19 protein-coding genes and 1 tRNA gene are annotated in these 22,541 nt (G+C 67.4%); 13 read left to right on the forward strand and 7 right to left on the reverse strand.

Annotated features, from left to right (window positions below; genetic code table 11):
- Positions 1–69: 69 nt before the first annotated feature.
- Together ACJH6I_RS17075 and polA are read left to right on the forward strand one after the other, a co-directional pair.
- A complete protein-coding gene (locus ACJH6I_RS17075) occupies positions 70–957 on the forward strand; it encodes a LysR substrate-binding domain-containing protein (RefSeq protein WP_406784317.1) in 888 nt (295 codons plus the stop codon).
- Between the two features lie 58 nt (positions 958–1,015).
- Positions 1,016–3,676: a DNA polymerase I gene (gene polA, locus ACJH6I_RS17080; RefSeq protein ID WP_406784330.1), complete on the forward strand. Its 2,661-nt coding sequence runs from the start codon at positions 1,016–1,018 to the stop codon at positions 3,674–3,676.
- A gap of 2 nt (positions 3,677–3,678) precedes the next feature.
- Here the strand turns inward: polA and ACJH6I_RS17085 are convergent, their stop codons facing one another.
- Together ACJH6I_RS17085 and ACJH6I_RS17090 are read right to left on the reverse strand one after the other, a co-directional pair.
- Positions 3,679–4,311, reverse strand: coding sequence for a LysE family translocator (locus tag ACJH6I_RS17085; RefSeq protein WP_406784318.1), 633 nt, complete (start codon positions 4,309–4,311; stop codon positions 3,679–3,681).
- A 35-nt stretch (positions 4,312–4,346) separates the two neighbouring features.
- Complete coding sequence (locus ACJH6I_RS17090; protein WP_064858187.1) at positions 4,347–5,444, reverse strand: PrsW family intramembrane metalloprotease; 1,098 nt, start codon at positions 5,442–5,444, stop codon at positions 4,347–4,349.
- A 261-nt stretch (positions 5,445–5,705) separates the two neighbouring features.
- On the opposite strand from ACJH6I_RS17090, the gene rpsA reads away from it, so the two are divergent.
- The 3 genes from rpsA to coaE all read left to right on the forward strand — a co-directional run bounded on the left by rpsA (position 5,706) and on the right by coaE (position 9,652).
- Positions 5,706–7,145, forward strand: coding sequence for a 30S ribosomal protein S1 (rpsA, locus tag ACJH6I_RS17095; RefSeq protein WP_406784319.1), 1,440 nt, complete (start codon positions 5,706–5,708; stop codon positions 7,143–7,145).
- A 113-nt stretch (positions 7,146–7,258) separates the two neighbouring features.
- On the forward strand, positions 7,259–8,443 hold the full coding sequence (locus ACJH6I_RS17100) for a hypothetical protein (RefSeq protein ID WP_406784320.1): 1,185 nt from the start codon (positions 7,259–7,261) through the stop codon (positions 8,441–8,443).
- A 30-nt stretch (positions 8,444–8,473) separates the two neighbouring features.
- Entirely contained in the window at positions 8,474–9,652 is a 1,179-nt protein-coding gene (gene coaE / locus ACJH6I_RS17105; protein ID WP_406784321.1) for a dephospho-CoA kinase, read from the forward strand.
- Here coaE and ACJH6I_RS17110 read toward each other — a convergent pair.
- Both ACJH6I_RS17110 and ACJH6I_RS17115 read right to left on the reverse strand, forming a co-directional pair.
- Positions 9,649–10,230, reverse strand: a complete 582-nt coding sequence (locus ACJH6I_RS17110; protein WP_406784322.1) for a hypothetical protein — start codon at positions 10,228–10,230, stop codon at positions 9,649–9,651. The genes coaE and ACJH6I_RS17110 overlap by 4 nt on opposite strands.
- An 11-nt stretch (positions 10,231–10,241) precedes the next feature.
- The gene (locus ACJH6I_RS17115; protein ID WP_406784331.1) at positions 10,242–10,748 is read right to left on the reverse strand and encodes a DUF402 domain-containing protein; all 507 of its coding nucleotides are present in this window, start codon (positions 10,746–10,748) and stop codon (positions 10,242–10,244) included.
- A 68-nt stretch (positions 10,749–10,816) separates the two neighbouring features.
- Here ACJH6I_RS17115 and uvrB point away from each other — a divergent pair, with 68 nt between their 5' ends.
- Genes uvrB through ACJH6I_RS17130 form a run of 3 tightly spaced genes read left to right on the forward strand, consistent with a single transcriptional unit; the run spans position 10,817 to position 15,381 of the window.
- Positions 10,817–12,988, forward strand: coding sequence for an excinuclease ABC subunit UvrB (gene uvrB / locus ACJH6I_RS17120; RefSeq protein ID WP_064858182.1), 2,172 nt, complete (start codon positions 10,817–10,819; stop codon positions 12,986–12,988).
- Positions 12,989–13,042: 54 nt separating this feature from the next.
- Positions 13,043–14,434, forward strand: a complete 1,392-nt coding sequence (locus ACJH6I_RS17125; RefSeq protein WP_406784332.1) for an MFS transporter — start codon at positions 13,043–13,045, stop codon at positions 14,432–14,434.
- 44 nt (positions 14,435–14,478) lie between these two features.
- Entirely contained in the window at positions 14,479–15,381 is a 903-nt protein-coding gene (locus tag ACJH6I_RS17130; protein ID WP_133427709.1) for an alpha/beta hydrolase, read from the forward strand.
- On the opposite strand, the gene ACJH6I_RS17135 is transcribed toward ACJH6I_RS17130, so the two are convergent.
- The gene (locus ACJH6I_RS17135; protein WP_061006759.1) at positions 15,378–16,109 is read right to left on the reverse strand and encodes an MgtC/SapB family protein; all 732 of its coding nucleotides are present in this window, start codon (positions 16,107–16,109) and stop codon (positions 15,378–15,380) included. The genes ACJH6I_RS17130 and ACJH6I_RS17135 overlap by 4 nt on opposite strands.
- Before the next feature lie 82 nt (positions 16,110–16,191).
- Between ACJH6I_RS17135 and ACJH6I_RS17140 the strand changes: the two genes are divergently transcribed.
- Positions 16,192–16,962: a DUF899 domain-containing protein gene (locus ACJH6I_RS17140; RefSeq protein ID WP_133427708.1), complete on the forward strand. Its 771-nt coding sequence runs from the start codon at positions 16,192–16,194 to the stop codon at positions 16,960–16,962.
- Positions 16,963–17,022: 60 nt separating this feature from the next.
- Positions 17,023–17,096, forward strand: a tRNA-Cys gene (locus ACJH6I_RS17145).
- A 39-nt stretch (positions 17,097–17,135) separates the two neighbouring features.
- Here ACJH6I_RS17145 and ACJH6I_RS17150 read toward each other — a convergent pair.
- A complete protein-coding gene (locus tag ACJH6I_RS17150; RefSeq protein ID WP_135357887.1) occupies positions 17,136–17,774 on the reverse strand; it encodes an ANTAR domain-containing protein in 639 nt (212 codons plus the stop codon).
- A gap of 344 nt (positions 17,775–18,118) precedes the next feature.
- On the reverse strand, positions 18,119–20,023 hold the full coding sequence (locus ACJH6I_RS17155; protein ID WP_406784323.1) for a DUF222 domain-containing protein: 1,905 nt from the start codon (positions 20,021–20,023) through the stop codon (positions 18,119–18,121).
- A gap of 110 nt (positions 20,024–20,133) precedes the next feature.
- Between ACJH6I_RS17155 and ACJH6I_RS17160 the strand changes: the two genes are divergently transcribed.
- From ACJH6I_RS17160 to ACJH6I_RS17170, 3 genes are all read left to right on the forward strand, one after another.
- Positions 20,134–20,994, forward strand: coding sequence for an acyl-CoA thioesterase II (locus ACJH6I_RS17160; protein ID WP_064857979.1), 861 nt, complete (start codon positions 20,134–20,136; stop codon positions 20,992–20,994).
- A gap of 240 nt (positions 20,995–21,234) precedes the next feature.
- Complete coding sequence (locus ACJH6I_RS17165; RefSeq protein WP_020103294.1) at positions 21,235–21,678, forward strand: universal stress protein; 444 nt, start codon at positions 21,235–21,237, stop codon at positions 21,676–21,678.
- Between the two features lie 73 nt (positions 21,679–21,751).
- On the forward strand, positions 21,752–22,540 hold the full coding sequence (locus ACJH6I_RS17170; protein WP_305800857.1) for a MarP family serine protease: 789 nt from the start codon (positions 21,752–21,754) through the stop codon (positions 22,538–22,540).
- Position 22,541 lies beyond the last annotated feature (1 nt).

Consider the following 22,541-nt stretch of genomic DNA (forward strand, 5'->3'; position numbering starts at 1 on the left):
ACTCCAGCCTCAGCGCGCCAAAACCATAAGTCCAATATCGATCTGGTCCACAAACTATAATCATTGCTTATGGAACTGCGGCAGTTCGAGTACTTCGTCGCCGTCGCCGAGGAAGCCAACTTCACCCGCGCCGCCGAGCGCATCCACGTCGCGCAACCCGCGGTCAGCGCCCAGATCGCCCGGCTGGAGCGCGAACTGGGCGAGCCGCTGTTCGACCGCGCCCGGCGCGAGGTTCGGTTGACGGCGGCGGGACAGGCAGTGCTGCCGCACGCGCGGGCGGCCCTCGCGGCGGCCGCCGATGCGCGGACCGCGGTGGCCGAATTGAGCGACCTCGTGCGCGGCTCCGTGACCATCGGCACGGTCACCGCGCATGACGTCGACATGCCGAGCCTGCTGGCCCGGTTCCATGAGGCCCATCCACACGTCGACATCACCCTCGGCACCGCCAATTCGGACGCGTTGATCGAGGGGATTCGCACCGGGCAGCTGGACGCCGCCATCGTGTCGGTCGGCGCCGCGCTGCCGTCGGGGCTCGCAGCCGTCGTCGTGACCGACCAGCCGATCGTGGCCGCCGTCGCCCTCGACGATCCGTGGCACACGCGGCGGGCCCTGCGGCTGGCGGAGCTGGCCGGGCGTGCCGTCATCGCGCTGCCCGTCGGCACCGGCATCCGGCACCAGTTCGACGGCGCATGCGCCGCCGTCGGCGTCGACGTGCACGTCGCCTTCGAGGCGAGCACACCGCAGGCGCTGGCCGACCTCGCCGCGCGGGGTCTGGGGGTCGCCGTGTTGCCGCAAGCGATGGTGCGGTCGCGTACCGATCTGCACTTGATCAAGCTGACGCCGGCACTGCGGGGGCGGCTGGTGTTCGCGTGGCGGGCCGGTGGACCGATGAGCCCGGCGGCCCGGGAGTTGGTGAACATGGCGCGGCGGTTACTGGCTGTCGGTGGGCCTGAATAGAGTTAGAGCCGTGAGCCCCACCGCAACGGACGCCCCGCCCACCACCAAGCCCACATTGATGCTGCTGGACGGCAATTCACTGGCGTTCCGAGCGTTCTATGCGCTGCCCGCCGAGAACTTCAAGACGCAGGGCGGGCTGACCACCAACGCGGTGTACGGCTTCACCGCCATGCTCATCAATCTGCTGCGCGACGAGAAGCCGACGCACGTCGCGGCGGCCTTCGACGTGTCCCGCCAGACGTTCCGCAAAGAGAAGTACCCGGAGTACAAGGAGGGGCGGGCCGCCACGCCCGACGAGTTCCGCGGCCAGATCGACATCACCAAAGAGGTGCTGGGGGCGCTCGGCATCACGGTGCTGGCCGAAGACGGGTTCGAGGCCGACGATCTGATCGCCACGCTGGCCACGCAGGCCGAGGCGGAGGATTTCCGGGTGCTGGTCGTCACCGGTGACCGCGACTCGCTGCAGCTCGTCACCGACGACGTGACGGTGCTGTACCCGAAAAAGGGTGTCAGCGACCTGCACCGCTTCACCCCCGACGCCGTGGTGGAGAAGTACGGCCTCACTCCGACGCAGTATCCGGACTTCGCGGCCCTGCGCGGCGACCCGAGCGACAACCTGCCCGGTATCCCCGGTGTGGGGGAGAAGACGGCATCCAAATGGATCAACCAGTACGGCTCGCTGCAGGCGCTGGTCGACCATGTCGATGAGGTCAAAGGCAAGGTCGGCGACTCGTTGCGGGCCAACCTCTCCAGCGTCATCCTCAACCGCGAGCTGACCGACCTGGTCCGGAACGTGCCTTTGGCGCACACCCCGGAGGCCCTGCGGGTGCAGCCGTGGGACCGCGACCGCATCCACCAGCTGTTCGACGACCTGGAGTTCCGGGTCCTGCGGGACCGGCTGTTCGACACGCTGTCGCCCGTGGAGCCGGAGGTCGAGCTCGGTTTCGACGTCCGCGGCGGACTGCTCGAGCCGGGCACCCTGGCGGCCTGGCTCGCCGAGCACAGCAACGGCAGCCGCTTCGGCATGGCCGTCGCGGGCACGCACAAGGCCTTCGACGCCGACGCCACCGCGGTGGCGATCGTGTCGGCCAGCGGCGAAGGCGTCTACATCGACACCGCGCGGCTGGACACCGAGGACGAGGCGGCGCTGGCGTCGTGGCTGGCCGATCCGGGCCCGCCGAAGGCGCTGCACGAGGCGAAGCTGGCGTGGCACGACCTGCTCGGCCGCGGCTGGCCGCTCGCCGGCGTCACGTCGGACACGGCACTGGCGGCCTATCTGGTCCGTCCGGGGCAACGCAGCTTCGCCCTCGACGACCTGTCGGTGCGCTACCTGGGCCGCGAACTACGCGCGGAAACCAAAGAGGAGCAACAGCTTTCGCTGCTCGACGACCCCGATGAGGTTGACGACGCCGCGGTCCAGGCGCTGATCGTGCGTGCCGCGGCGGTCGGCGATCTGGCCGACGCGCTGGATGTGGAACTCGCCCGGATCGACTCGCTGGCGCTGCTCGGCCAGATGGAGCTGCCGGTGCAGCGGGCACTAGCCGAGATGGAAGACGCCGGCATCGCCGTCGACATCGAACTGCTCGGCCGTCTGCAGAGCCAGTTCGCCGACCAGATCCGCGACGCCGCCGAGGCGGCCTACGCGGCAATCGGTGAGCAGATCAACCTGGGCTCGCCCAAGCAGCTCCAGGTGGTGCTGTTCGACAAGCTCGAGATGCCGAAGACCAAGCGCACCAAGACCGGCTACACCACGGATGCCGATGCGCTGCAATCACTTCTGGACAAGACCGGGCATCCGTTCCTGCAGCATCTGCTGGCGCACCGCGACGCCACCCGGCTCAAGGTCACCGTCGACGGGCTGCTGAACGCGGTGGCTTCCGACGGCCGGATTCACACCACCTTCAACCAGACCATCGCGGCCACCGGCCGGTTGTCGTCGACCGAGCCGAACCTGCAGAACATCCCGATCCGCACCGAGGCCGGCCGGCAGATTCGCGAAGCCTTCGTCGTGGGCAAGGGCTTCACCGAGCTCATGACGGCCGACTACAGCCAGATCGAGATGCGCATCATGGCGCACCTGTCGGGCGATGCCGGCCTCATCGAAGCCTTCAACACCGGCGAGGACCTGCACACCTTCGTCGCGTCGCGGGCCTTCGGCGTGCCGAGCGAAGAGGTGACCGCGGAACTGCGCCGCCGGGTCAAGGCCATGTCCTACGGCCTGGCCTACGGGTTGTCGGCCTACGGCCTGGCCTCGCAGCTGAAGATCTCGACCGAAGAAGCCAAGCAGCAGATGGACCAGTACTTCGACCGGTTCGGCGGGGTACGCGACTACCTGCACTCGGTGGTCGAACAGGCCCGCAAGGACGGCTACACCTCGACGGTGCTGGGGCGCCGGCGCTACCTGCCGGAACTCGACAGCAGCAACCGCAACGTCCGCGAGGCGGCCGAGCGGGCCGCGCTCAACGCGCCCATCCAGGGCAGCGCTGCCGACATCATCAAGGTCGCGATGATCAACGTCGACCGCGCCATGAAGGACGCCGGGCTGAAGTCACGCATCCTGCTTCAGGTGCATGACGAATTGCTGTTCGAGGTGGCCGAGGGCGAGCGGGCCGCGCTCGAGACCTTGGTGCGTGAGCAGATGGGCAGCGCCTACCCGCTGGACGTGCCGCTCGAGGTGTCGGTCGGATACGGCCCGAGTTGGGACGCCGCCGCCCACTAGGGCTAGGCGTCGGCCGCCAACCCGATCCCGAGCGCAACGAGGATCGCGCCCATGGCGCGTTCGATGCGCTGACGAATGTGGGTGCGGCTCAAAATGTTTCGCGCCTTGTCGGCGGCCAGGACGACACCGACGCACCACGAGGTGTCGATGACGAGTTGGATGGCGGCGAGCACCAGCAGCGTCGGCAGCACCGGGCCGCCGGCCGGCAGGAACTGGGGGAGCACCACGATCCCGAAGGCCGCGGGCTTGGGGTTGGCGGCGATCGACACGAGTGCGGCGCGGAACGCCGCGCCCGGGGTGCGGCCGCGCAGCGGCATGGTCACGGCCATGTCGGTGGGGTGTTTCGCACTGCGCCAGGCGCTGATGCCCAGCCAGATCAGGATCGCGGCGCCGACGACGTGCAGCGCCAGCGACAGCCAGTGATTGGCCGTCAGCAGGATCGACAGCCCGCCGCCGCCGGCCAGCGTCCACCCGCAGACGCCGATCTCATTGCCGACGACAGCTGCCAGGCCGGCCTTGCGGCCGTCGCGCACCGAGCGGTGCAGGAACAGCGCCGTCGCCGGTCCGGGCAGCGCGGCCAGGATCACCGACGCGACCAGGAACGCCGGCAGGACGTCGAGAAGGTGCGCGAGCATGCAAGAAGTATCGCTGACCCGCGCAAATCGTTAAGTCAGACGGCGCGGTAGTTGGTCAGCCACTGCAGTACCGGTGCCTGCGCCCGCGTGGCGGTCAGCCAGTACGCCTCCTCGGCATGCAGCTGGTAGGTCCGCTGGTCGGCCAGGCCCCGGTCGATGCGGTCCCGGACGAATGCCAACTCGACGACCTGCACGGCGAACTCCTTCACCGATTTCCCGGCCGGCGCGCCGCCGATCCGCGTCGCCGTCGCGATCGCCGCCTTGCGGGTCCGCATCGATCCGAGCCACGTCGCCTCGTTGGGCGTGATCAGGCCGGAGGCGATGAGTCCCGGCAGCTTCTCGGCGACCACCCGCTGCTCGCGACGGCGGCCCAGCACGCCCGTGACGATGGCGAGGGTGAAGATCGGCACCATCCAGAACAGGTAGACCGCGAAATAGGCGCCGGCGCCGACGACGGTCGAGCCGTTCCACAACATGTGCATGACCACCGCGGCGACGTAGCCGAGTCCGATGTAGAGCACCTTGGCGCCGGCGCTGCGATGCTGCAGCGCCAGGTACACGCCGATGCCGGTCATGCTGGTGAACAGCGGATGCGCGAAGGGGCCCATGATCAGCCGCAGCGCGGCGGTGAGCAGGGAGTGCGCGATGGTCTCGCCCATGGCGATGTAGAAGATGTTCTCCAGCCACGCGAAGCCCGCGGCGACGAAACCGGCGTAGACCAGGCAGTCCGTCAGCGAATTGAGCTCGTTGCGGCGCCGGCCGGTCATCATCAGCAGCAGGAACGCGCCCTTGGCGGCCTCTTCGATCACCGGTGCGCCGATGGCCATCGCCGCGAAACCGTCCTTGCCGAGCAGCGGCGTCGACATGGTTTCCAGGACCACCGAGATGACGACGCTGATGGAGGAACCCCAGATGAACGCGAAGATCAGCAGCCGCGGAGGCTCGGGCTCCCAGCGGTCGAACCACAGGTAGGTCAGCAGCACCACCGCAGTCGCGATGCTGGCCAGCACGAATCCGATGGTCATGCCGATCGGGTTGGTCAGCGTGGTCAGGATCAGGACGCAGCCGATCAGCACACCCAGGCCGATGATCACGCCGAGGGGCGCGCCGACCTTGCGGATTCGCCGCGGCATGGGCGCCAGATACGGATATGGCGGCGGCACGGGCGACGGAGCGGGATACACGACACGAAGACTATCGGCGGAACGGCATTCCCCTGCAGTGGAGCAGACCGCGTTTGGCCTGCGTCTACGGGTCTAGTACCCTCGACAAGTACCTGTGTCCACATGGGCTACGGGTGCGCGTGAGACGTCAGGCGGCAACGCCTCGACGCATCACGAGAAACACCAACCATTTTGTCCCTACGATTCAACCTGTCCGGAGCATCCCACCACATGCCAAGTCCCTCCATCACCTCGCCGCAAGTAGCCATCAACGACATTGGCTCGGCCGAGGACTTTCTCGCCGCTATCGACAAGACCATCAAGTACTTCAACGATGGCGACATCGTCGAAGGGACCATCGTCAAGGTGGACCGTGACGAGGTCCTGCTCGACATCGGCTACAAGACCGAAGGTGTCATTCCTTCTCGCGAACTTTCCATCAAGCACGACGTCGACCCCAACGAGGTCGTTTCCGTGGGCGATGAGGTCGAAGCCCTCGTTCTCACCAAGGAGGACAAGGAAGGCCGCCTGATCCTCTCCAAGAAGCGGGCTCAGTACGAGCGCGCCTGGGGCACCATCGAGGAGCTCAAGGAGAAGGACGAGGCCGTCAAGGGCACCGTCATCGAGGTCGTCAAGGGCGGCCTGATCCTCGACATCGGCCTGCGCGGCTTCCTGCCCGCATCGCTCGTCGAGATGCGCCGTGTCCGCGATCTGCAGCCGTACATCGGCAAGGAGATCGAGGCCAAGATCATCGAGCTCGACAAGAACCGCAACAACGTGGTCCTGTCGCGTCGCGCGTGGCTCGAGCAGACCCAGTCCGAGGTCCGCAGCGAGTTCCTCAACCAGCTCACCAAGGGCGCCATCCGCAAGGGTGTCGTGTCCTCGATCGTCAACTTCGGCGCGTTCGTCGACCTGGGCGGCGTGGACGGCCTGGTGCACGTCTCGGAGCTGTCCTGGAAGCACATCGATCACCCGTCCGAGGTGGTTCAGGTGGGCGACGAGGTCACCGTCGAGGTGCTGGACGTCGACATGGACCGCGAGCGGGTTTCGCTGTCGCTCAAGGCGACTCAGGAAGACCCGTGGCGCCACTTCGCCCGCACCCACGCGATCGGTCAGATCGTCCCGGGCAAGGTCACCAAGCTGGTTCCGTTCGGTGCGTTCGTCCGCGTCGAAGAGGGCATCGAGGGCCTGGTGCACATCTCGGAGCTGTCCGAGCGCCACGTCGAGGTCCCGGACCAGGTGGTCCAGGTCGGCGACGACGCGATGGTCAAGGTCATCGACATCGACCTGGAGCGTCGCCGCATCTCGCTGAGCCTCAAGCAGGCCAACGAGGACTACACCGAGGAGTTCGACCCGTCGAAGTACGGCATGGCCGACAGCTACGACGAGCAGGGCAACTACATCTTCCCCGAGGGCTTCGACGCCGACAGCAACGAATGGCTGGAAGGCTTCGAGAAGCAGCGTGACGAGTGGGAGGCCCGGTACGCCGAGGCCGAGCGTCGCCACAAGATGCACACAGCCCAGATGGAGAAGTTCGCCGCGGCCGACGCCGAGGCAGCTGCCCGTCCGGCGAACAGCGGTTCCTCGCGTTCCGAGGAGTCGACTGGTGGCACCCTGGCCAGCGACGCCCAGCTGGCGGCGCTGCGCGAGAAGCTCGCCGGCAACGCCTAAGTAGCAACACAGAAGAACTCCCCGGCTCTCACCGAGCCGGGGAGTTCTTTTTGTCGACACGTGCGTGTGTATCTATTTGACAATAATTTTCATCAACGGCTTGGCTGGGCGGCGTGCTCAAATTCTTCGCCGTTCTGCTTCTGACGGCTGTCGTCGCCGGGTGTTCCGGCCCTGCCGAGAACGCCGCTCCGGTGGAACAGGCCGCGCGCACCCCGCGGCTGGCCCTGAGCTATGACGGCGGGGTGCTGGTGCTCGACGCCAAGACATTCAAACCGGCCGGCGACGTCCCGCTCGACGGCTTCCTGCGACTGAATTCCGCCGCGGACGGCCGGCACGTGCTGGTGTCGCAAGCCGGCGGGTTCGCGGTCCTCGATCTCGGCGCCTGGACCGACGACCATGGCGACCACGGGCACCACTACACGGCCACCCCGCGGTCGACGGGTATGCGATTCAGCGGCGCCGAGCCCGGGCATGCCGTGGCCCACGACGACAAGCTCACCCTCTTCTTCGACGGCACCGGCGCGGTGGACATCGTCGACCCGCACGCACTGCTCGCCGGCAAGGCCGAGGTGGCTTCGCATTTCGCGGTTCCCGCCCATCATGGCGTCGCCGTCGCTCGCGGCGACGGGTCGGTGGTCGTGAGCCGGGGCGACGAGCATGCGCGGACCGGTCTGGAAATCCGCGATGCCGCGGGCAGGCCGATCGCGATCAACGACGACTGTCCCGGTCTGCACGGCGAGGCCGCGGCCGCCGACGGTGTGCTGACGTTCGGCTGTCAGAACGGCATTCTGATCGTCCGCGGCAACACCATTCAGAAAACTGCCAGCGCCGACCCGTACGGGCGGATCGGCAATCAGGCGGGAAGCGCCGAGTCGCCGGTCGTGCTCGGCGACTACAAGACCGAAGCCGGCGCAAAACTCGAACGCCCCCAACGGTTCACCCTCACCGACACGCATACCGGCCGGATCACGGTGGTACCCCTCGATGCCAGCTACAGCTTCCGGTCGCTGGACCGCGGGCCGCGCGGCGAAGCGGTCATTCTGGGCACCGACGGCGCGCTGCACGTATTCGACGCGAAGACCGCCCGACGTATTGCGCACATCGGCGTCATCGCGCCGTGGCATGAGCCGGAGGACTGGCATGAGCCGATGCCGAATCTGCATGTACAAGATGGCGTCGCCTACGTCAGCGACCCGCAGACCCGGCGGCTGGTGGCTGTCGACCTGGCCGGCGGTGCGGCTGTCGCGGAAACCACGTTGGAGCGGGCGGTCATCGAGATGACCGGAGTCCGCGGCTGAGGTGAGCGGGGCACCTGACACACTGAAGCCGTGCTTCGTATCGGACTGAGCGGCGGCATCGGCGCCGGAAAATCCACTGTGTCATCGACCTTCGCAGCCGAAGGCGGCATCGTCGTCGACGGTGACGTGATCGCCCGCGAGGTGGTGGAGCCCGGCACCGAGGGGCTGGCCGCCCTGGTGGCGGCCTTCGGCGAGGACATCCTGCTGCCCGACGGTTCGCTCAACCGGCCGGCGCTGGCCGCGGTGGCGTTCAGCGACGAGGAGAAGCGCAAGACCCTCAACGGCATCGTGCACCCGCTGGTCGGCAAGCGCCGTGCCGAGCTCATCGACGCCGCGCCGGTGGGTTCGGTTGTGGTGGAAGATATTCCGCTGCTCGTCGAGTCGCAGATGGCGCCGCTGTTCCCGTTGGTCGTCATGGTGCACGCCGACGAGGACGTGCGGGTCGCGCGGCTGGTCGAACACCGCGGCTTCTCGGAGGCGGACGCCCGCGCCCGCATCGCGGCGCAGGCGACCGTCGAACAGCGACAGGCCGTCGCGGACGTCTGGCTGGACAACCACGGCAGCGCCGACGAACTGGCGGCCGCGGCCCGCGAGCTGTGGGAGCAGCGCATCGTCCCGTTCGCGCGCAACGTGCAGGCCGGCGTGCCGGCCAGTGTCGTACCGGCCGTGGTGTCGTACGACGAGACGTGGCCCGAACAGGCCCGCCGCATCGTGGCCCGGCTGAACACCGCATGCGGCCACCGGGCGGTGCGGGTCGACCACATCGGGTCGACGGCGGTGCCGGGCCTGGACGCCAAGGACGTCATCGACATCCAGGTGACGGTGAAGTCGCTCGACGTGGCCGACGAGCTCACCGATCTGCTGCTGGCCGCCGGCTACCCCCGGGTCGCGGACATCACCGCAGACGTGGCCCACACCGACGACAAGACGTTGTGGCAGAAGCGCTTTCACGCGTCCGCCGATCCCGGCCGGCCGACCAACGTGCACATCCGGGTCGACGGCTGGCCGGGCCAGCAGTTCGCCCTGCTGTTCCCGGTGTGGCTCGCCGCCAACCCCGACGAGCGGGTCGAGTACCTGGCGCTCAAGCACGATGCGATGGCTGCCGCGCCAGCTACCAGCGGCGAGTACGCCGACGCCAAGGAGCCCTGGCTCGCCGGTGCGTACCGACGGGCCTGGGCCTGGGCCGACCAAACCGGTTGGCGCACTTAGTGTGCGACCGGCGTCGCGGGCGCGGCCGGGGTGGCCGGGGTGCCCGGTAGCTCAGCGCTGTACTGCTGGCTGGGATCGAAGTCGGTCACCGAACCGCAGCTGAGCACGCCGTAGCCGGGGTCCTGGCGCTGCGGCGTCAGGCGCGGGGCGACGAACTGGTCGGCCTGGGCGACGATCTCGTCGTCGACCAGGATCTCGCAGTGCAGGCTGGCCGAGTACGGCCATTGGATCGACACCTGCATGCCGGCGTTCGCCGCGTTGTTCAGCACGGCCGAGGCTTCGAACGATTCGCCGGGGAGCAACGAGGGCGTCGCCGAATTGAGCTGCGTATCGGTGAGCCGATAGGTGATCAGCGTCCCGCGGGACACCCCGTCGATCCGGGCCCGGTAGGTGACGTTGTGCGGTCCCGCGCTGGGCGGTGCGCTGTCGCCGGCCGGAACCGCCGGCGGTGCGGGCGGGGCCGGGGGAGCCGGGTCGGCAGCTGCCGTCGTGGCGAGAAACAGGGAGGCGCTCGTGGCCACTGCGGTGGCGCACGCCAGCGATGCCGCAGCCAGTCGTCCGCGCCCGATCGATGTCATGGTTGTTGACATTACCCGTCGCGCCAGGTCAGTGACATACCGAGACTGGCTAGCCAATTGTTCAGCTGGTAATTGTGCTGAGCCAGCCCTTCGATGGCGGCCGTCGCCGTCGTGATGGCGCGTTCACCGTCGTCGGTGCTCAACAGGTGGTGACGCACCGCGTCGAGAAGTTCGTCGACGTCCTCCAGTTCGACACTCTTGCCCGACCGGACGACCAGGTCGAGGTAGTGGTCCTCGCATGTCCAGGCCTGCTCGCCGGCGGTGAACCGGCCGACATCGAGATAGAAGTCCTGGTCGCGTTCATGTCCCGGATTGAAATGGAAGACGCTGGCCCGCAGGCCGATCGACGGCAGCAGCCACGACTCCAGGTAGTGGAACTGTGGGCGGCCGGGGGTGGGGCGCGCCATGTACAGGCCCCACGGCTCGACCCGGTACACGTCGACAGCCCGCACGATGCCTTTGGGATCGGTGTTCGTGCGGGCGGCCAGGTCGAACGTCTCGTGCTTGGGTGCGTGGATGGCGCCAGCGTACGCGCTCGTCCGGCGACCGGCAGCGCCTGTCGGTGCCCGCCTCTACCCTGGTACTCATGGCCTTCGCGACCGAATACCCAGTCCTCGCGCACTCGGAATACCGGCCGGTCGACGCCATGGTGCGGGCCGGCGGGCGCTTCGAAGTGGTCAGCCAGTACGAACCGGCGGGTGACCAGCCGGCAGCCATCGACGAACTCGAGCGCCGGATCGCCGCCGGCGAGCGCGACGTGGTGCTGCTCGGCGCCACCGGTACCGGTAAGTCCGCGACCACCGCCTGGCTCATCGAGCGGCTGCAGCGCCCCACCCTGGTGATGGCGCCCAACAAGACGCTGGCTGCCCAGCTGGCCAACGAGCTGCGGGAGATGTTGCCGCACAACGCCGTCGAGTACTTCGTCTCGTACTACGACTACTACCAGCCCGAGGCGTACATCGCCCAGACGGACACCTACATCGAGAAGGACAGCTCGATCAACGACGACGTCGAGCGGCTGCGGCACTCGGCGACGTCCAGCCTGCTGTCACGCCGCGACGTCGTGGTGGTGGCCTCGGTGTCGTGCATCTACGGCCTGGGTACCCCGCAGTCGTACATGGACCGCTCCGTCGAGCTCAAGGTCGGCGACGACGTGCCGCGCGACGGGCTGCTGCGCCTGCTGGTCGACATCCAGTACAACCGCAACGACGTGGCGTTCACCCGCGGTTCGTTCCGGGTGCGCGGCGACACCGTCGAGATCATCCCGTCCTACGAGGAACTGGCGGTGCGCATCGAGTTCTTCGGTGACGAGGTCGAGGCGCTGTACTACCTGCACCCGCTGACGGGTGACGTGGTGCGCAAGGTCGACTCGCTGCGCATCTTCCCCGCCACCCACTATGTGGCGGGTCCCGAGCGCATGGCCATGGCGATCTCGACCATCGAGCAGGAGCTGGAGGAGCGGCTCGCGCAGCTGGAGGGCCAGGGCAAGCTGCTGGAGGCACAGCGGCTGCGGATGCGCACCAACTACGACGTCGAGATGATGAAGCAGGTCGGGTTCTGCTCGGGTATCGAGAACTACTCGCGGCACATCGACGGCCGCGCCGCCGGTTCGGCACCGGCGACGCTGCTGGACTACTTCCCCGAGGACTTCCTGCTCGTCATCGACGAGTCCCACGTGACGGTGCCGCAGATCGGCGCCATGTACGAGGGCGACATGTCCCGCAAGCGCAACCTCGTCGACTTCGGCTTCCGGTTGCCGTCGGCAGTCGACAACCGGCCGCTGACCTGGGAGGAGTTCGCCGACCGCATCGGTCAGACGGTCTACCTGTCGGCGACGCCCGGCTCCTACGAGATGGCGCAGTCCGGCGGCGAGTTCGTCGAGCAGGTCATCCGGCCGACGGGCCTGGTCGACCCCCAGATCGTCGTCAAGCCGACCAAGGGCCAGATCGACGACCTCATCGGGGAAATTCGCAAGCGCACCGAGCGCGACGAGCGCGTGCTGGTCACGACGCTGACCAAGAAGATGGCCGAGGATCTCACCGACTATCTGCTGGAGACCGGCATCCGGGTGCGCTACCTGCACTCCGAGGTCGACACGCTGCGCCGCGTGGAACTGCTGCGCCAGTTGCGGCTGGGCGACTACGACGTCCTGGTCGGCATCAACCTGCTCCGTGAGGGCCTGGACCTGCCCGAGGTGTCGCTGGTGGCGATCCTCGACGCCGACAAGGAGGGCTTCCTGCGCTCGACGCGAAGCCTGATCCAGACCATCGGTCGCGCGGCGCGCAACGTGTCAGGCGAGGTGCACATGTACGCCGACAAGATCACCGACTCCATGCAGGCAGCCATCGAGGAGACCGAGCGTCGCCGCGCCAAGCAGATCGCCTACAACGAGGAGAACGGGATCGACCCGCAGCCGCTGCGGAAGAAGATCGCCGACATTCTCGACCAGGTGTACCGCGAGGCCGCTGATACGGAGGATGCCACCGAGTCCGTTCCGGTTGGCGGTTCGGGCCGCAATGCCTCCCGCGGTCGCCGGGCCCAGGGCGAGCCGGGGCGCGCGGTCAGCGCCGGCATCGTCGAGGGCCGCGACACGGCCAACATGCCGCGTGCCGAGTTGGCGGACCTGATCAAGGACCTCACCGCGCAGATGATGAACGCGGCGCGGGACCTGCAATTCGAGCTGGCGGCCCGCATTCGCGACGAGGTGGCCGACCTCAAGAAGGAACTGCGCGGCATGGATGCGGCCGGACTGAAATGAGCGCTCCTTGACCTCAACCACGGTTGAGCCCCTAACGTCGCGGACGTGACCGACATGCGCGCCGACACCGTGACGATCGGCAGCTGGCGGGAACTGCTGGGGCCCAGGTATCTGGGTGCGTCGACGGTGCTGGCCGGTGGCGTCGCGCTGTATGCGACCAACGAGTTCTTGACCATCAGCCTGCTGCCCAGTGCCGTCAACGACATCGGCGGCGGGCGGCTGTACGCGTGGGTCACGACGGTGTACCTGGTGGCGTCGGTGATGGCGGCAACGACCGTCAGCGGCATGGTGGCCCGGTTCGGCCCGCGGCGGGCCTATCTGTTGGGGTTCAGCGTTTTCGCGCTCGGCAGCTTCATGTGTGCCCTGGCGCCGACCATGGAGGTGATGCTCGCGGGCCGCGTGGTGCAGGGCGCCGCGGGTGGCACACTGGCCGGACTGGGGTACGCAGTCATCAACACGGCTCTGCCGCAATCGCTTTGGCCGAAGGCGTCGGCCCTGGTGTCGGCGATGTGGGGTGTCGGCACGCTGCTCGGCCCGTCGGCCGGCGGCTTGTTCGCGCAATTGGGCGTGTGGCGCTGGGCGTTCGGCGCGCTGGCGATCCTCACCGTCGCGGTGATGGTCCTGGTGCCGTTGAGCCTGCCGGGCAGGTCCGCTGATCGTGAACGTGAGCCGTTCCGGATTCCGCTGTGGTCGTTGGTGATTCTCGGCTGCGCGGCCATGGCGATCAGTGTCGCGGGCATCCAGCGCAGCGTGCCGGTGATGGTGGTGCTGCTGGCTGCCGGCGTGGCGCTGGTCGGGATCTTCATCGTCGTGGACCGCCGGATGCCGGTGAGCGTACTGCCGCAGACCGCGTACGGGCCCGGCCCGTTCAAGTGGATATATGTGACCCTGGGCGTATTGATGGCGGCCACCATGGCCGACATGTACGTGCCGCTGTACGGGCAGCGGCTGGCCGGTCTGGTGCCGTTGGCTGCGGGCTTTCTCGCGGTGGCGCTGAGCGTGGGCTGGACGGTGAGTGAGATCGTCAGTGCCTCGGTCACCACACCCGGCCGGACCGTACGCATCGTGGCGGCGGCGCCGTTGGTGATGGCGATCGGGCTGGCCGCCGCGGCGCTGAGCCAGGTCGACGGGGCGTCACCGGCGGTGGTCGCGGTCTGGGCGTTCTCGCTGCTGGTCACCGGCATCGGCGTCGGTATGGCGTGGCCCCACCTGTCGGTGTGGGCGATGGGGCGGGTCGACGATCCCGCGCAGGGCACGGTGGCCGCGGCAGCGATCAACACGGTGCAGCTGATCTGTGGGGCGTTCGGTGCCGGCCTGGCCGGCATCGTCGTCAACACGGTCGATCGGCCCGATGCCGTCGGGGCCAGTTGGTTGTTCGCCGTCTTCGCCGGGCTCGCGGCACTCGGTGGCGTGGCGTCGTTCCGGGCCGGTAAGGGCGTGGGTTAGTCGCGTTCGACGGCTTCGGGTCCGGCGTCGGTACAGTCGGTTTCGTGTCAATCCTTGCCAGGCCCGTCGTCGCTGACGCTGTCGCACGGCTGTTCTCGTCGACCATCAATCCCGCGCCGAAACCGGGCGTTCGATTTCCTGAAATCCCCGGCAACACAACGCCGGTGGTGATTCCGACCCGGCACGGCGACACGGCGGCAACGGTGTACTGGCCAGAGCCGAGTGGCCAGGCGGCAGGCGTCTACGTGAACGTCCATGGTGGTGGCTTCGTCGTCGGCCACCGTGAACAGGACGATCCCTGGTGCCGTTTCCTTGCCGCGCACGCGAATGTGGTTGTGGTGAATACGGATTACGTGCTGGCGCCGGGACACCGGTTTCCGACGCCCGTCGAGCAGGTGTACGACGTTCTGGTCTGGGCATCGGCTGCCGTACGCGAGTGGGACGGCAGCAAGCTCTGCGTAGGAGGTCAGAGCGCGGGCGGCAGTCTGTCGGCGGCCGCGGCTCGGCTCGCGTCTGAGCAGGGCGGACCCGAGCTCAAGATGCAGATGTTGCACTATGCGCCACTGGATCTGGTGACGGCGAGCAAGGACAAGCATTCTCCGTTGGGTGCCAAGGCAATCATGCGGCCGTGGATGAGCGAAGTGTTCGACACCGCGTACATCCCGGACCCCGCGCAGCGCCGCGATCGGCTGGCCTCGCCGGCCTGGGGCAACAACGCCGACGGCATCGGCGGCATCGCTCCCGCGTTGATCGTCACCGCTGAGTACGACCGGCTGCGCGATGAGGCATGGCGGTATGCCCAGAAGCTGGACGCCGTCGGTGCCCTGGCGGAGTACCACGAGGTGCCCGGCGTCGACCACGGCTACAACATCATGAGTAACGCGACGGACGTCACGCGCGGCGTGTACGAGCTGATCGCCGGACACGTCAGCCGGGCGATCGGTTAATCGGGGTCTTCCTGCAGTTGGCGAATACCCGCCACGCCATCGATCAGAGCCAGCACCGACGCGGCCCGTAGGACGCCGGCGCCGCCGAGCGTCAGCTGCACCCCGACATGGCCGGGTGGTGCGCCGAGCGGTTCCCCGGGCGGATCGGTTTCGAGGTCGGTGATCTGCCAGTCGCGCCGGCCACACGCCTGCAACACATCTCGTAGGACGCCGCGGTCGTCGGCGTAGGTGATGTGCAGGCGGACCGACCCGCCCAGTCGCGAAGCCAGTCGTCGTGCCAGCGGCATGAAGCCCACGATGATCAGCAGGTGCATCGCGGTCATCACCGACGCGAGCAGTAACAGTCCGGCGCCGGCCGCCATGCCGATCGCCGCCGACTCCCACACCGACGCGGCGGTGGTCAGGCCGTGCACCGAGCCCCGGCGCACGATGATGATGCCCGCACCGAGGAAGCCGATGCCCGAGACGATCTGGGCCGCCACACGTGATGGGTCGACCACGACGAGGCCGGGGGTCAGCACGTCGCCGAACCCGTACTTGCTCACCAGCATGATCAAGGCGGCCGCAGTGCCGACGATCGTCTGCGTGCGCAGGCCAGCACTCTTGCCCTGAATTTCTCGTTCCAGTCCGATCAGTGCGGTCAGGCCGAACGCGACCACGAGTTCGATGATCTGTCGCGAGCCCTGCCCGGGCCCGCCGAAAAAGGCAGGATCTGCCAGCCACTCCATGAGGGACAAACTAACGCGCGCCGATGACTTTTGGCGGCAGTCGAAGTCTGTATTCGTATAGGCCGATTTGAGGAGTGATGCCATGTCCGCGCAACCAACCGCCTATCCCGATGTCGTCACGCGGGAGGAATGGACCGGGGCTCGCACGAAGCTGCTGGCCCGGGAACGGGAAGCGACGCACCTGCGCGACGCCGTGAACGCCGAACGCCGCCGGCTCCCGATGGTGAAGATCGAGAAGGACTACGTCTTCGACGGACCCGATGGCGCCGTCCGCCTGCTGGACATGTTCGAAGGTCGCAGGCAGCTCTACATCCACCACTTCATGTGGATCGACGCGATCGATGCCGGCTGCCCGAGTTGTACCGCCGCTGCTGACCTCACCTTCACCGAAGGGGATCGAAAGCTGTTGCACGGCAAGGGCGTCACGTTCGCGTGCGTGTCCCGGGCGCCGTACGCGAGCATCGCCCGGTACCGCGATCAGCATGGCTGGACGTTTCGGTGGTATTCATCGCGCGATGGTGACTTCACCTACGACTTCCATGTGACGCTCGACCCGGCGCGGGCGCCGATCGAATACAACTACAAATCGCTCGACGAGCTGTACGCCGACGGCTGGACCGACGACGACCTGCGCGGAGACTGGCCCGGCGCCAGCGTTTTCCTGCGCCACGGCGACGAGGTGTTCCACACATACTCGGCGTACGCGCGGGGACTCGACCATTCGGCGGTCGGCTATCCGTTCCTGGACCTGACGCCGTACGGACGTCAGGAGCCGTGGGAAGACTCGCCGGCCGGCTGGCCGCAGGGCGGTCCCGTGGTGGGCAGGCCTGTCGGTGATTGCTGCGAGGGGTAGCAATCACCGCGATCCCAACCCTGGGCGGCCGGAGCCTTGACTGGCACTGTGGTCATCAGTGCGGGTGTGGCTGAGTGGCTAGGCACCGGCCTGCAAAGCCGTTCACACGGGTTCGAATCCCGTCACTCGCTCCACTGATAGAAGCTCGGCAGGTGTCATCATCTGCCGAGCTTCTATTTCGGTGGGTGCTCCTCGAAGATGAGTTTGCGCGCGACCTCATACAAAGGAATGTTCAGCTCCTGCGACAATTTCGTCAGCATCGTGAAGGCCGCGCCCACCGGGACATTGAACCGTTCCATCAGGATGCCCTTGGCCTGGCCAATGATGTCCCGCGACGCCAACGCACTTTGGAGTTCGTCGCCGCGGCGTGCGTTGGCGAGCCCGATAGCGGCGTGAGCGGCCAGCGTCAGGGCGGTCTCCTCGACGTCATGGGTGAAGACGTCGGCGTCTTCGGAGTACAAGTTGAGCGTGCCGAGCTCGCTTTCATTGGTGTACAGCTGAATGGACAGACTCGAGCGCACCGGCGTCTGGGCGAGCAACGCGGCCACGAAGGCCGGCCAGCGCGTTTCGGCCGCGTAGTCCGCGACCCGAACGGTGTACAGGTTCCAGATCGACTCCAGGCAGGGTCCTTCGCCAAGTTCGTCCTGCAGCCTGTCGACCGCTCTGGGGATCGGACCGGTCGCCGCAACCGACTCAACTGTTCGGCGGCGACGGTTGACAACCAGTGTCACTCCGCCATGAGTGACCTTGGGGAGCAGTTGGGTCGCAGTTTCGGTCACCTCGAGCAACAGGCGGTCGGAATCGAGGTCCATGACCTGTTGACTCTGCAAGGTTCGCGCCAACCGCGACAGTTCGGACGAAATTCCGCCTGCGACTTCAGTTTCGGCTTCCATTACACCGCCTCCAAGTCCTGTGCCGGTTCAGCATCAAAATCAACTGTGCTCAACAAGGTCCTGACGTGCAGTGTAGCTACCAGTAACAGGGGTACGCTCCGGCTAGCGATGGAGAAGGCAAGGTTGTCTGCATTCTTCCGCGCGAGGTGGTCAGCGGTGGCAACTTCGGTGTTGAGAAGCCAGCATGGAGCCGCTGATCCCCGTTTTGACTTACGCGTGAATACCCCCGAAAGTCTTGTTTTTCCAGGGTATTCACGTGCCGCTCAGAGCGGCGGTGGGATGTCGCTGTCTGCAGGCGGGCGCTCGGCCTTCTCCTGCGATTGCTGTTGTTCTTCGGCTTGGCGGGCGGCTTCCCGTTCTTCTCGTTCTTTGCGTTGGCGGGCGAAGGCTTCCCGGGCGGCCTCTTGTGCGTCGATGTCGGCTTGGTTGAGTGCGCGTTCGTAGGCATTGCGCTGCGCCTGGTCTTGCGCGCGGGTGCGGCGGCGGATGGGCATCATGATGCTCCGACCGGGGGCCGTGACAGTGTCCAGATCGACGGTCTCTGGTGGTGGATTGGGCAGTGGCGTGTCGGTGATGGTGCGGGGGAACAGGATTCGGCTTTCGGGCACGCTGATGTAGGTGTGCCCGGTCGGTGCGGTCCATACGATGGTCCCGTCGGGTTGTTGACGGTCCTGCCACCCGTCGGGGCCGCCGTAGAAGGTTTTCAGTAGGTGGTGTTTGCGGCATTTGGGGTTGAGGTTGCCCGGATGGGTGGGCCCGGCCGGCCACGGAATCGTGTGGTCGATATCGGAGGCGGTGGCCGGGTGATCGCAGCCGGGGAACATGCACGTCATCGCCCGCATCCGCACGAACTCATCCATCGCGGCCGACGGCCGGTATCGCGGCACCTCATCCAAATCGGCGGCGGAGGCGACGGTGCGAACCTTCGCACCCCGGGCGACAAGGTCCGCCAGCACTGCCGGCGGCACCACGCCGCCGCCGAGGACATAACCGACCGGTGTGCGCACCGGAGCCGGAGGCTTGACGGCAGTGGCCACCGAAGGTGACGAGACCGGCGCCGGGCATGACTCTGGTGCCGGGCCGGCCGTCTGCGTGGGTGCGGTCTCGCCGCCCGGTTCGAACGCAGCAGGCGCCAGGGTTTCGGCAGGCCGCGAACCGGCCACCGGCGCACTGCCGGACATGGGCGTGGGCGCCGTGTCGTTCGCCGGCGCAGGGATGGGCTCAGATTGGGGCGTTGAGAAGGGCTCGGGCGAGGGCTCGGGCGTGAAGACCGGTTCCGGCGCAGACGGTTCTGGCGTGGGCACCAGCGGCGCGGCCGGGTCCCCACTGAGCAGGGGATCCGCCACCGGCGCGGGCAGCCCATTGGTGAGGACATGAATCATCACCGCCGTCGCCCGGGCATCGGGCCCGGCGGCCGGGCAGTCGGGATTGCCGCACTGGCAGGCCAACCGATCCCCGCGGGCCGCCAGCACTCCCAAGGCGTCGGCGCGGCGCTGCCCGAACGTACGCGGATCGTTCTCGCACACCTGCCGGGCCATCTCGGTCAACACCCGATCCAGCAGTTCGGCATCAGTAGCCAGTAGTGCACCCCAGATCGAGGCCACCCCGGTCTCGTCATCCGGCTTGCCCACCCCGACGCCGCGGCGGCGCGCCGCCGAACGCACCTTCAACACCGCGGCCGGGTCGAACTTCTGCACCCAACCATCGATCTTCTTCTCGATCTTCTTGCGCGACAACCCCGCCCACTCCGACAGCGCTCCCGCGAGCGCGGCGTCGATCACAGCCAGCGTGTTGGCATCCTCCACCAGACGAGTACGCCAGCAGATCGCCCCGACCGTCCGCGCCGAGACTCCACCGTCGGCGAACACCGCCGCCACCCGAGGTAGCCGGAACCGCAACGCCACCGCGATCGACAACTGCCCCGAGGCTTCGCGTTTCCCGATCCCCAGCGCCGCCCCGACTTCGGCGACCGCGGCGTCCCAACCATCGCACGCCCACCACTGTCGGCCATCCTGATCATCGACACGCAGCGCCACGAGGTCCGCGATGGCCCGGAACTTCCCGCACTCGGCGACGTTCGACACCCGCGCGAAGTGGATCATCAAATCGACCACGCCGACATCGTGGACCGGCACACCGTCGGCCCCGATACCAGAATGTTCGAACATGTGTTCGAGTCTATCCACCCTTCTGCGGCACCGCAACAGAATTCGCGGAACCTGTGGATAACGGATAACTCACAGAGGGCGCCGATGGCCGGCCGAACCCCTCGGGCAAGATGCCTCAGGTGACGTACAGTTCGCCGACTCTGTCTGATCTCGTGAGCACGCTGCTGGTGGATCAGACCGATGACCACCACTTCGTGGCCACTCAGCTCGACAATCCCAGCCACCACATCGTCGGCGGTCATCTCGCCGGTCAGGTGCTGGTGGCCGCGAGTCGGACCGCGCCGGGACGCAGCGCGCACAGCCTGCACGTCTACTACCTGCGTGCCGGTGATGCCCGTGAGCCGGTCGAGGTCCAGGTCGACGCCGCACGTGACGGCGGCACGCTCGCGACGCGCCGCATCACCGCCCTCCAGGACGGCGAGATCCTGCTCGAGGCGCTGGCGTCGTTCAGTGCCCCGGTCGACGCGCTCGACTATCAGGCAACCATTCCTGATGTGCCAGAACCGCTTTCGGTACCGACCATGGCCGAGCAGCTTGCCGACTACGCCGACGAATCGGGCGGCTTCTGGGTGCGCGACCAACCGTTCGAGCTTCGGTACATCGATCCGCACCCGCGGCTGGCCAAGGATTCGCCGGATTCGGCGCCGCATCTGCGGATGTGGTGGCGCCCGACCGACACGATCCCCGACGACCCGGCCCTGCACGCCGGCCTGCTGACGTACCTGACCGGCACCACCATGCTGGAGTCGGCGATGATCCCGCGGGGTGCGCTGCCGGCCCACACCTTCTCGGCGCTGATCGACCACGCGCTGTGGTTTCACCGGCCGGTGGATCTGAGCGATTGGGTGTTGTCCGACCAGACCTCGCCGAGCGGCATCGGGGGCCGTGGACTGGCCAGCGGGACGATGTACAACCGCGCCGGGCAATTGGTGTGCGTTGCCACGCAGGAGTTGTATTTCGGTCGTGGCTAACGATCTCGGGTCGGAAGCGTTCCACCTCACGGGACGAAACACCCACTCGTTTGGTCACTATTGGCAAGCCCCCTGCGGCGGCTGCCGCTAACATCGGTGCCGGTAAAGCACATTTTTCACGGTGTCCCCGGCGAACTTGTGTGGTGAAACCGCACCAATGGCCACGATTGAGCGGCTACTGTCTGCGGGGATGCCGGACAGAACGCCGGATACACAAACCTGCATAACGGGAGGCCATTGATGAGCGGCTACCAGACCGTGGTCGTCGGTACGGACGGATCGGATTCGTCACTGCGCGCTGTAGAGCGCGCTGCCCAGATCGCCGCGGGGGCCAATGCGAAGTTGGTCGTGGCAACCGCCTATTTCCCGCACGCCGATGATCAGCGTGCGGCCGATGTCCTGAAGGACGAGGGTTACAAGGTCCACGGCGACGCGCCGATCTACGCGATTCTGCGTGAGGCCCGCGACCGTGCCGAGGCGGCAGGCGCCACCCAGGTGGAAGAGAAGGCCATCGTCGGCGCTCCCGTCGACGCGCTCGTCGACCTGGCCGAGAATTCCAACGCTGACCTGCTGGTCGTCGGCAACGTCGGGCTGAGCACCATCGCCGGCCGCCTGCTGGGCTCGGTGCCCGCCAATGTGGCCCGGCGCGCCAAGGTCGACGTGCTGATCGTCCACACCTCGTAAGGTTCGCATCTTCCTGTGGCCCTCGGCGTACTGCCGGGGGCCACAGTTTTTTCGTGCCCGTAAAGTTCGGGCCATGGCTCGAAGAGGTCTCGTCCGTGCGTCATGGGTGACGTTGTCATTGGCCGCCACACTGATCGCCGGCTGCGCGGGCCAGAACCAGCCCGCCGCACCTGCGACGACATCCGCGATCGCGTCGGAGACCGAATCGACGATCCCGGCCGTCGCCCCTCCTGACCCCAACGTGGCCGGCAACCCCGCGGTGACTGCCGCCCGAGCGAGCGTGGTGCGCGTTCACGGAGTCGCCCACAGCTGCCGAAAGCGGTTGGAGGGCACCGGGTTTGTGGTGGGGCCCAAGCGTGTGATGACGACGGCGCACGGCGTCGCGGGGACCGATGAGGTGTCGGTCGAGGTCGACGGCACGAAGTACAACGGCCAGGTGGTGTCGTTCGACCCGAACATGGACATCTCGATTCTCGCGATCCCGGACCTGCCGACGGCTCCGTTGATGTTCTCCGAAGCGCCTGCCGTCAGCGGTGCCGACGCGGCCGCACTCGGGTTCCCGCATGGGGGAGCGTACGAAGCCAAACCGGTCCGGGTTCGCGAGGTCATCAAGCTCCAGGGGCCGGACATCTTCCGCACCGGCACGGTGACCCGCGAGGTGTATGCCCTCAGAGGTGGTGTGCAGCAAGGGAATTCCGGTGGCCCCATCGTCGACCTGGACGGTCGGGTGCGCGGCGTCGTCTTCGGGGCGGCGCAGGACGACCCCGACACCAGTTTCGCGTTGACCGCGAAGGAAGTCGGACCCCAGCTGGCGCTGGTCGGCAACACCCAACCCGTCCCGACGGGTCAGTGCGTGGGCTGAC

The organism is Mycobacterium sp. SMC-13 (assembly GCF_045311035.1).
Taxonomy (GTDB): Bacteria; Actinomycetota; Actinomycetes; order Mycobacteriales; family Mycobacteriaceae; genus Mycobacterium.

Bases quoted from the DNA above. Each gene is read 5' to 3' on its own strand.
- ACJH6I_RS17075 (WP_406784317.1), top strand. From the start codon at position 70: ATGGAACTGCGGCAGTTCGAGTACTTCGTCGCCGTCGCCGAGGAAGCC.
- polA (WP_406784330.1), top strand. From the start codon at position 1,016: ATGCTGCTGGACGGCAATTCACTGGCGTTCCGAGCGTTCTATGCGCTG.
- ACJH6I_RS17085 (WP_406784318.1), bottom strand. From the start codon at position 4,311: ATGCTCGCGCACCTTCTCGACGTCCTGCCGGCGTTCCTGGTCGCGTCG.
- ACJH6I_RS17090 (WP_064858187.1), bottom strand. From the start codon at position 5,444: ATGCCGCGGCGAATCCGCAAGGTCGGCGCGCCCCTCGGCGTGATCATC.
- rpsA (WP_406784319.1), top strand. From the start codon at position 5,706: ATGCCAAGTCCCTCCATCACCTCGCCGCAAGTAGCCATCAACGACATT.
- ACJH6I_RS17110 (WP_406784322.1), bottom strand. From the start codon at position 10,230: ATGACATCGATCGGGCGCGGACGACTGGCTGCGGCATCGCTGGCGTGC.
- uvrB (WP_064858182.1), top strand. From the start codon at position 10,817: ATGGCCTTCGCGACCGAATACCCAGTCCTCGCGCACTCGGAATACCGG.
- ACJH6I_RS17125 (WP_406784332.1), top strand. From the start codon at position 13,043: ATGCGCGCCGACACCGTGACGATCGGCAGCTGGCGGGAACTGCTGGGG.
- ACJH6I_RS17135 (WP_061006759.1), bottom strand. From the start codon at position 16,109: ATGGAGTGGCTGGCAGATCCTGCCTTTTTCGGCGGGCCCGGGCAGGGC.
- ACJH6I_RS17140 (WP_133427708.1), top strand. From the start codon at position 16,192: ATGTCCGCGCAACCAACCGCCTATCCCGATGTCGTCACGCGGGAGGAA.
- ACJH6I_RS17150 (WP_135357887.1), bottom strand. From the start codon at position 17,774: ATGGACCTCGATTCCGACCGCCTGTTGCTCGAGGTGACCGAAACTGCG.
- ACJH6I_RS17155 (WP_406784323.1), bottom strand. From the start codon at position 20,023: ATGTTCGAACATTCTGGTATCGGGGCCGACGGTGTGCCGGTCCACGAT.
- ACJH6I_RS17160 (WP_064857979.1), top strand. From the start codon at position 20,134: ATGCCTCAGGTGACGTACAGTTCGCCGACTCTGTCTGATCTCGTGAGC.
- ACJH6I_RS17165 (WP_020103294.1), top strand. From the start codon at position 21,235: ATGAGCGGCTACCAGACCGTGGTCGTCGGTACGGACGGATCGGATTCG.
- ACJH6I_RS17170 (WP_305800857.1), top strand. From the start codon at position 21,752: ATGGCTCGAAGAGGTCTCGTCCGTGCGTCATGGGTGACGTTGTCATTG.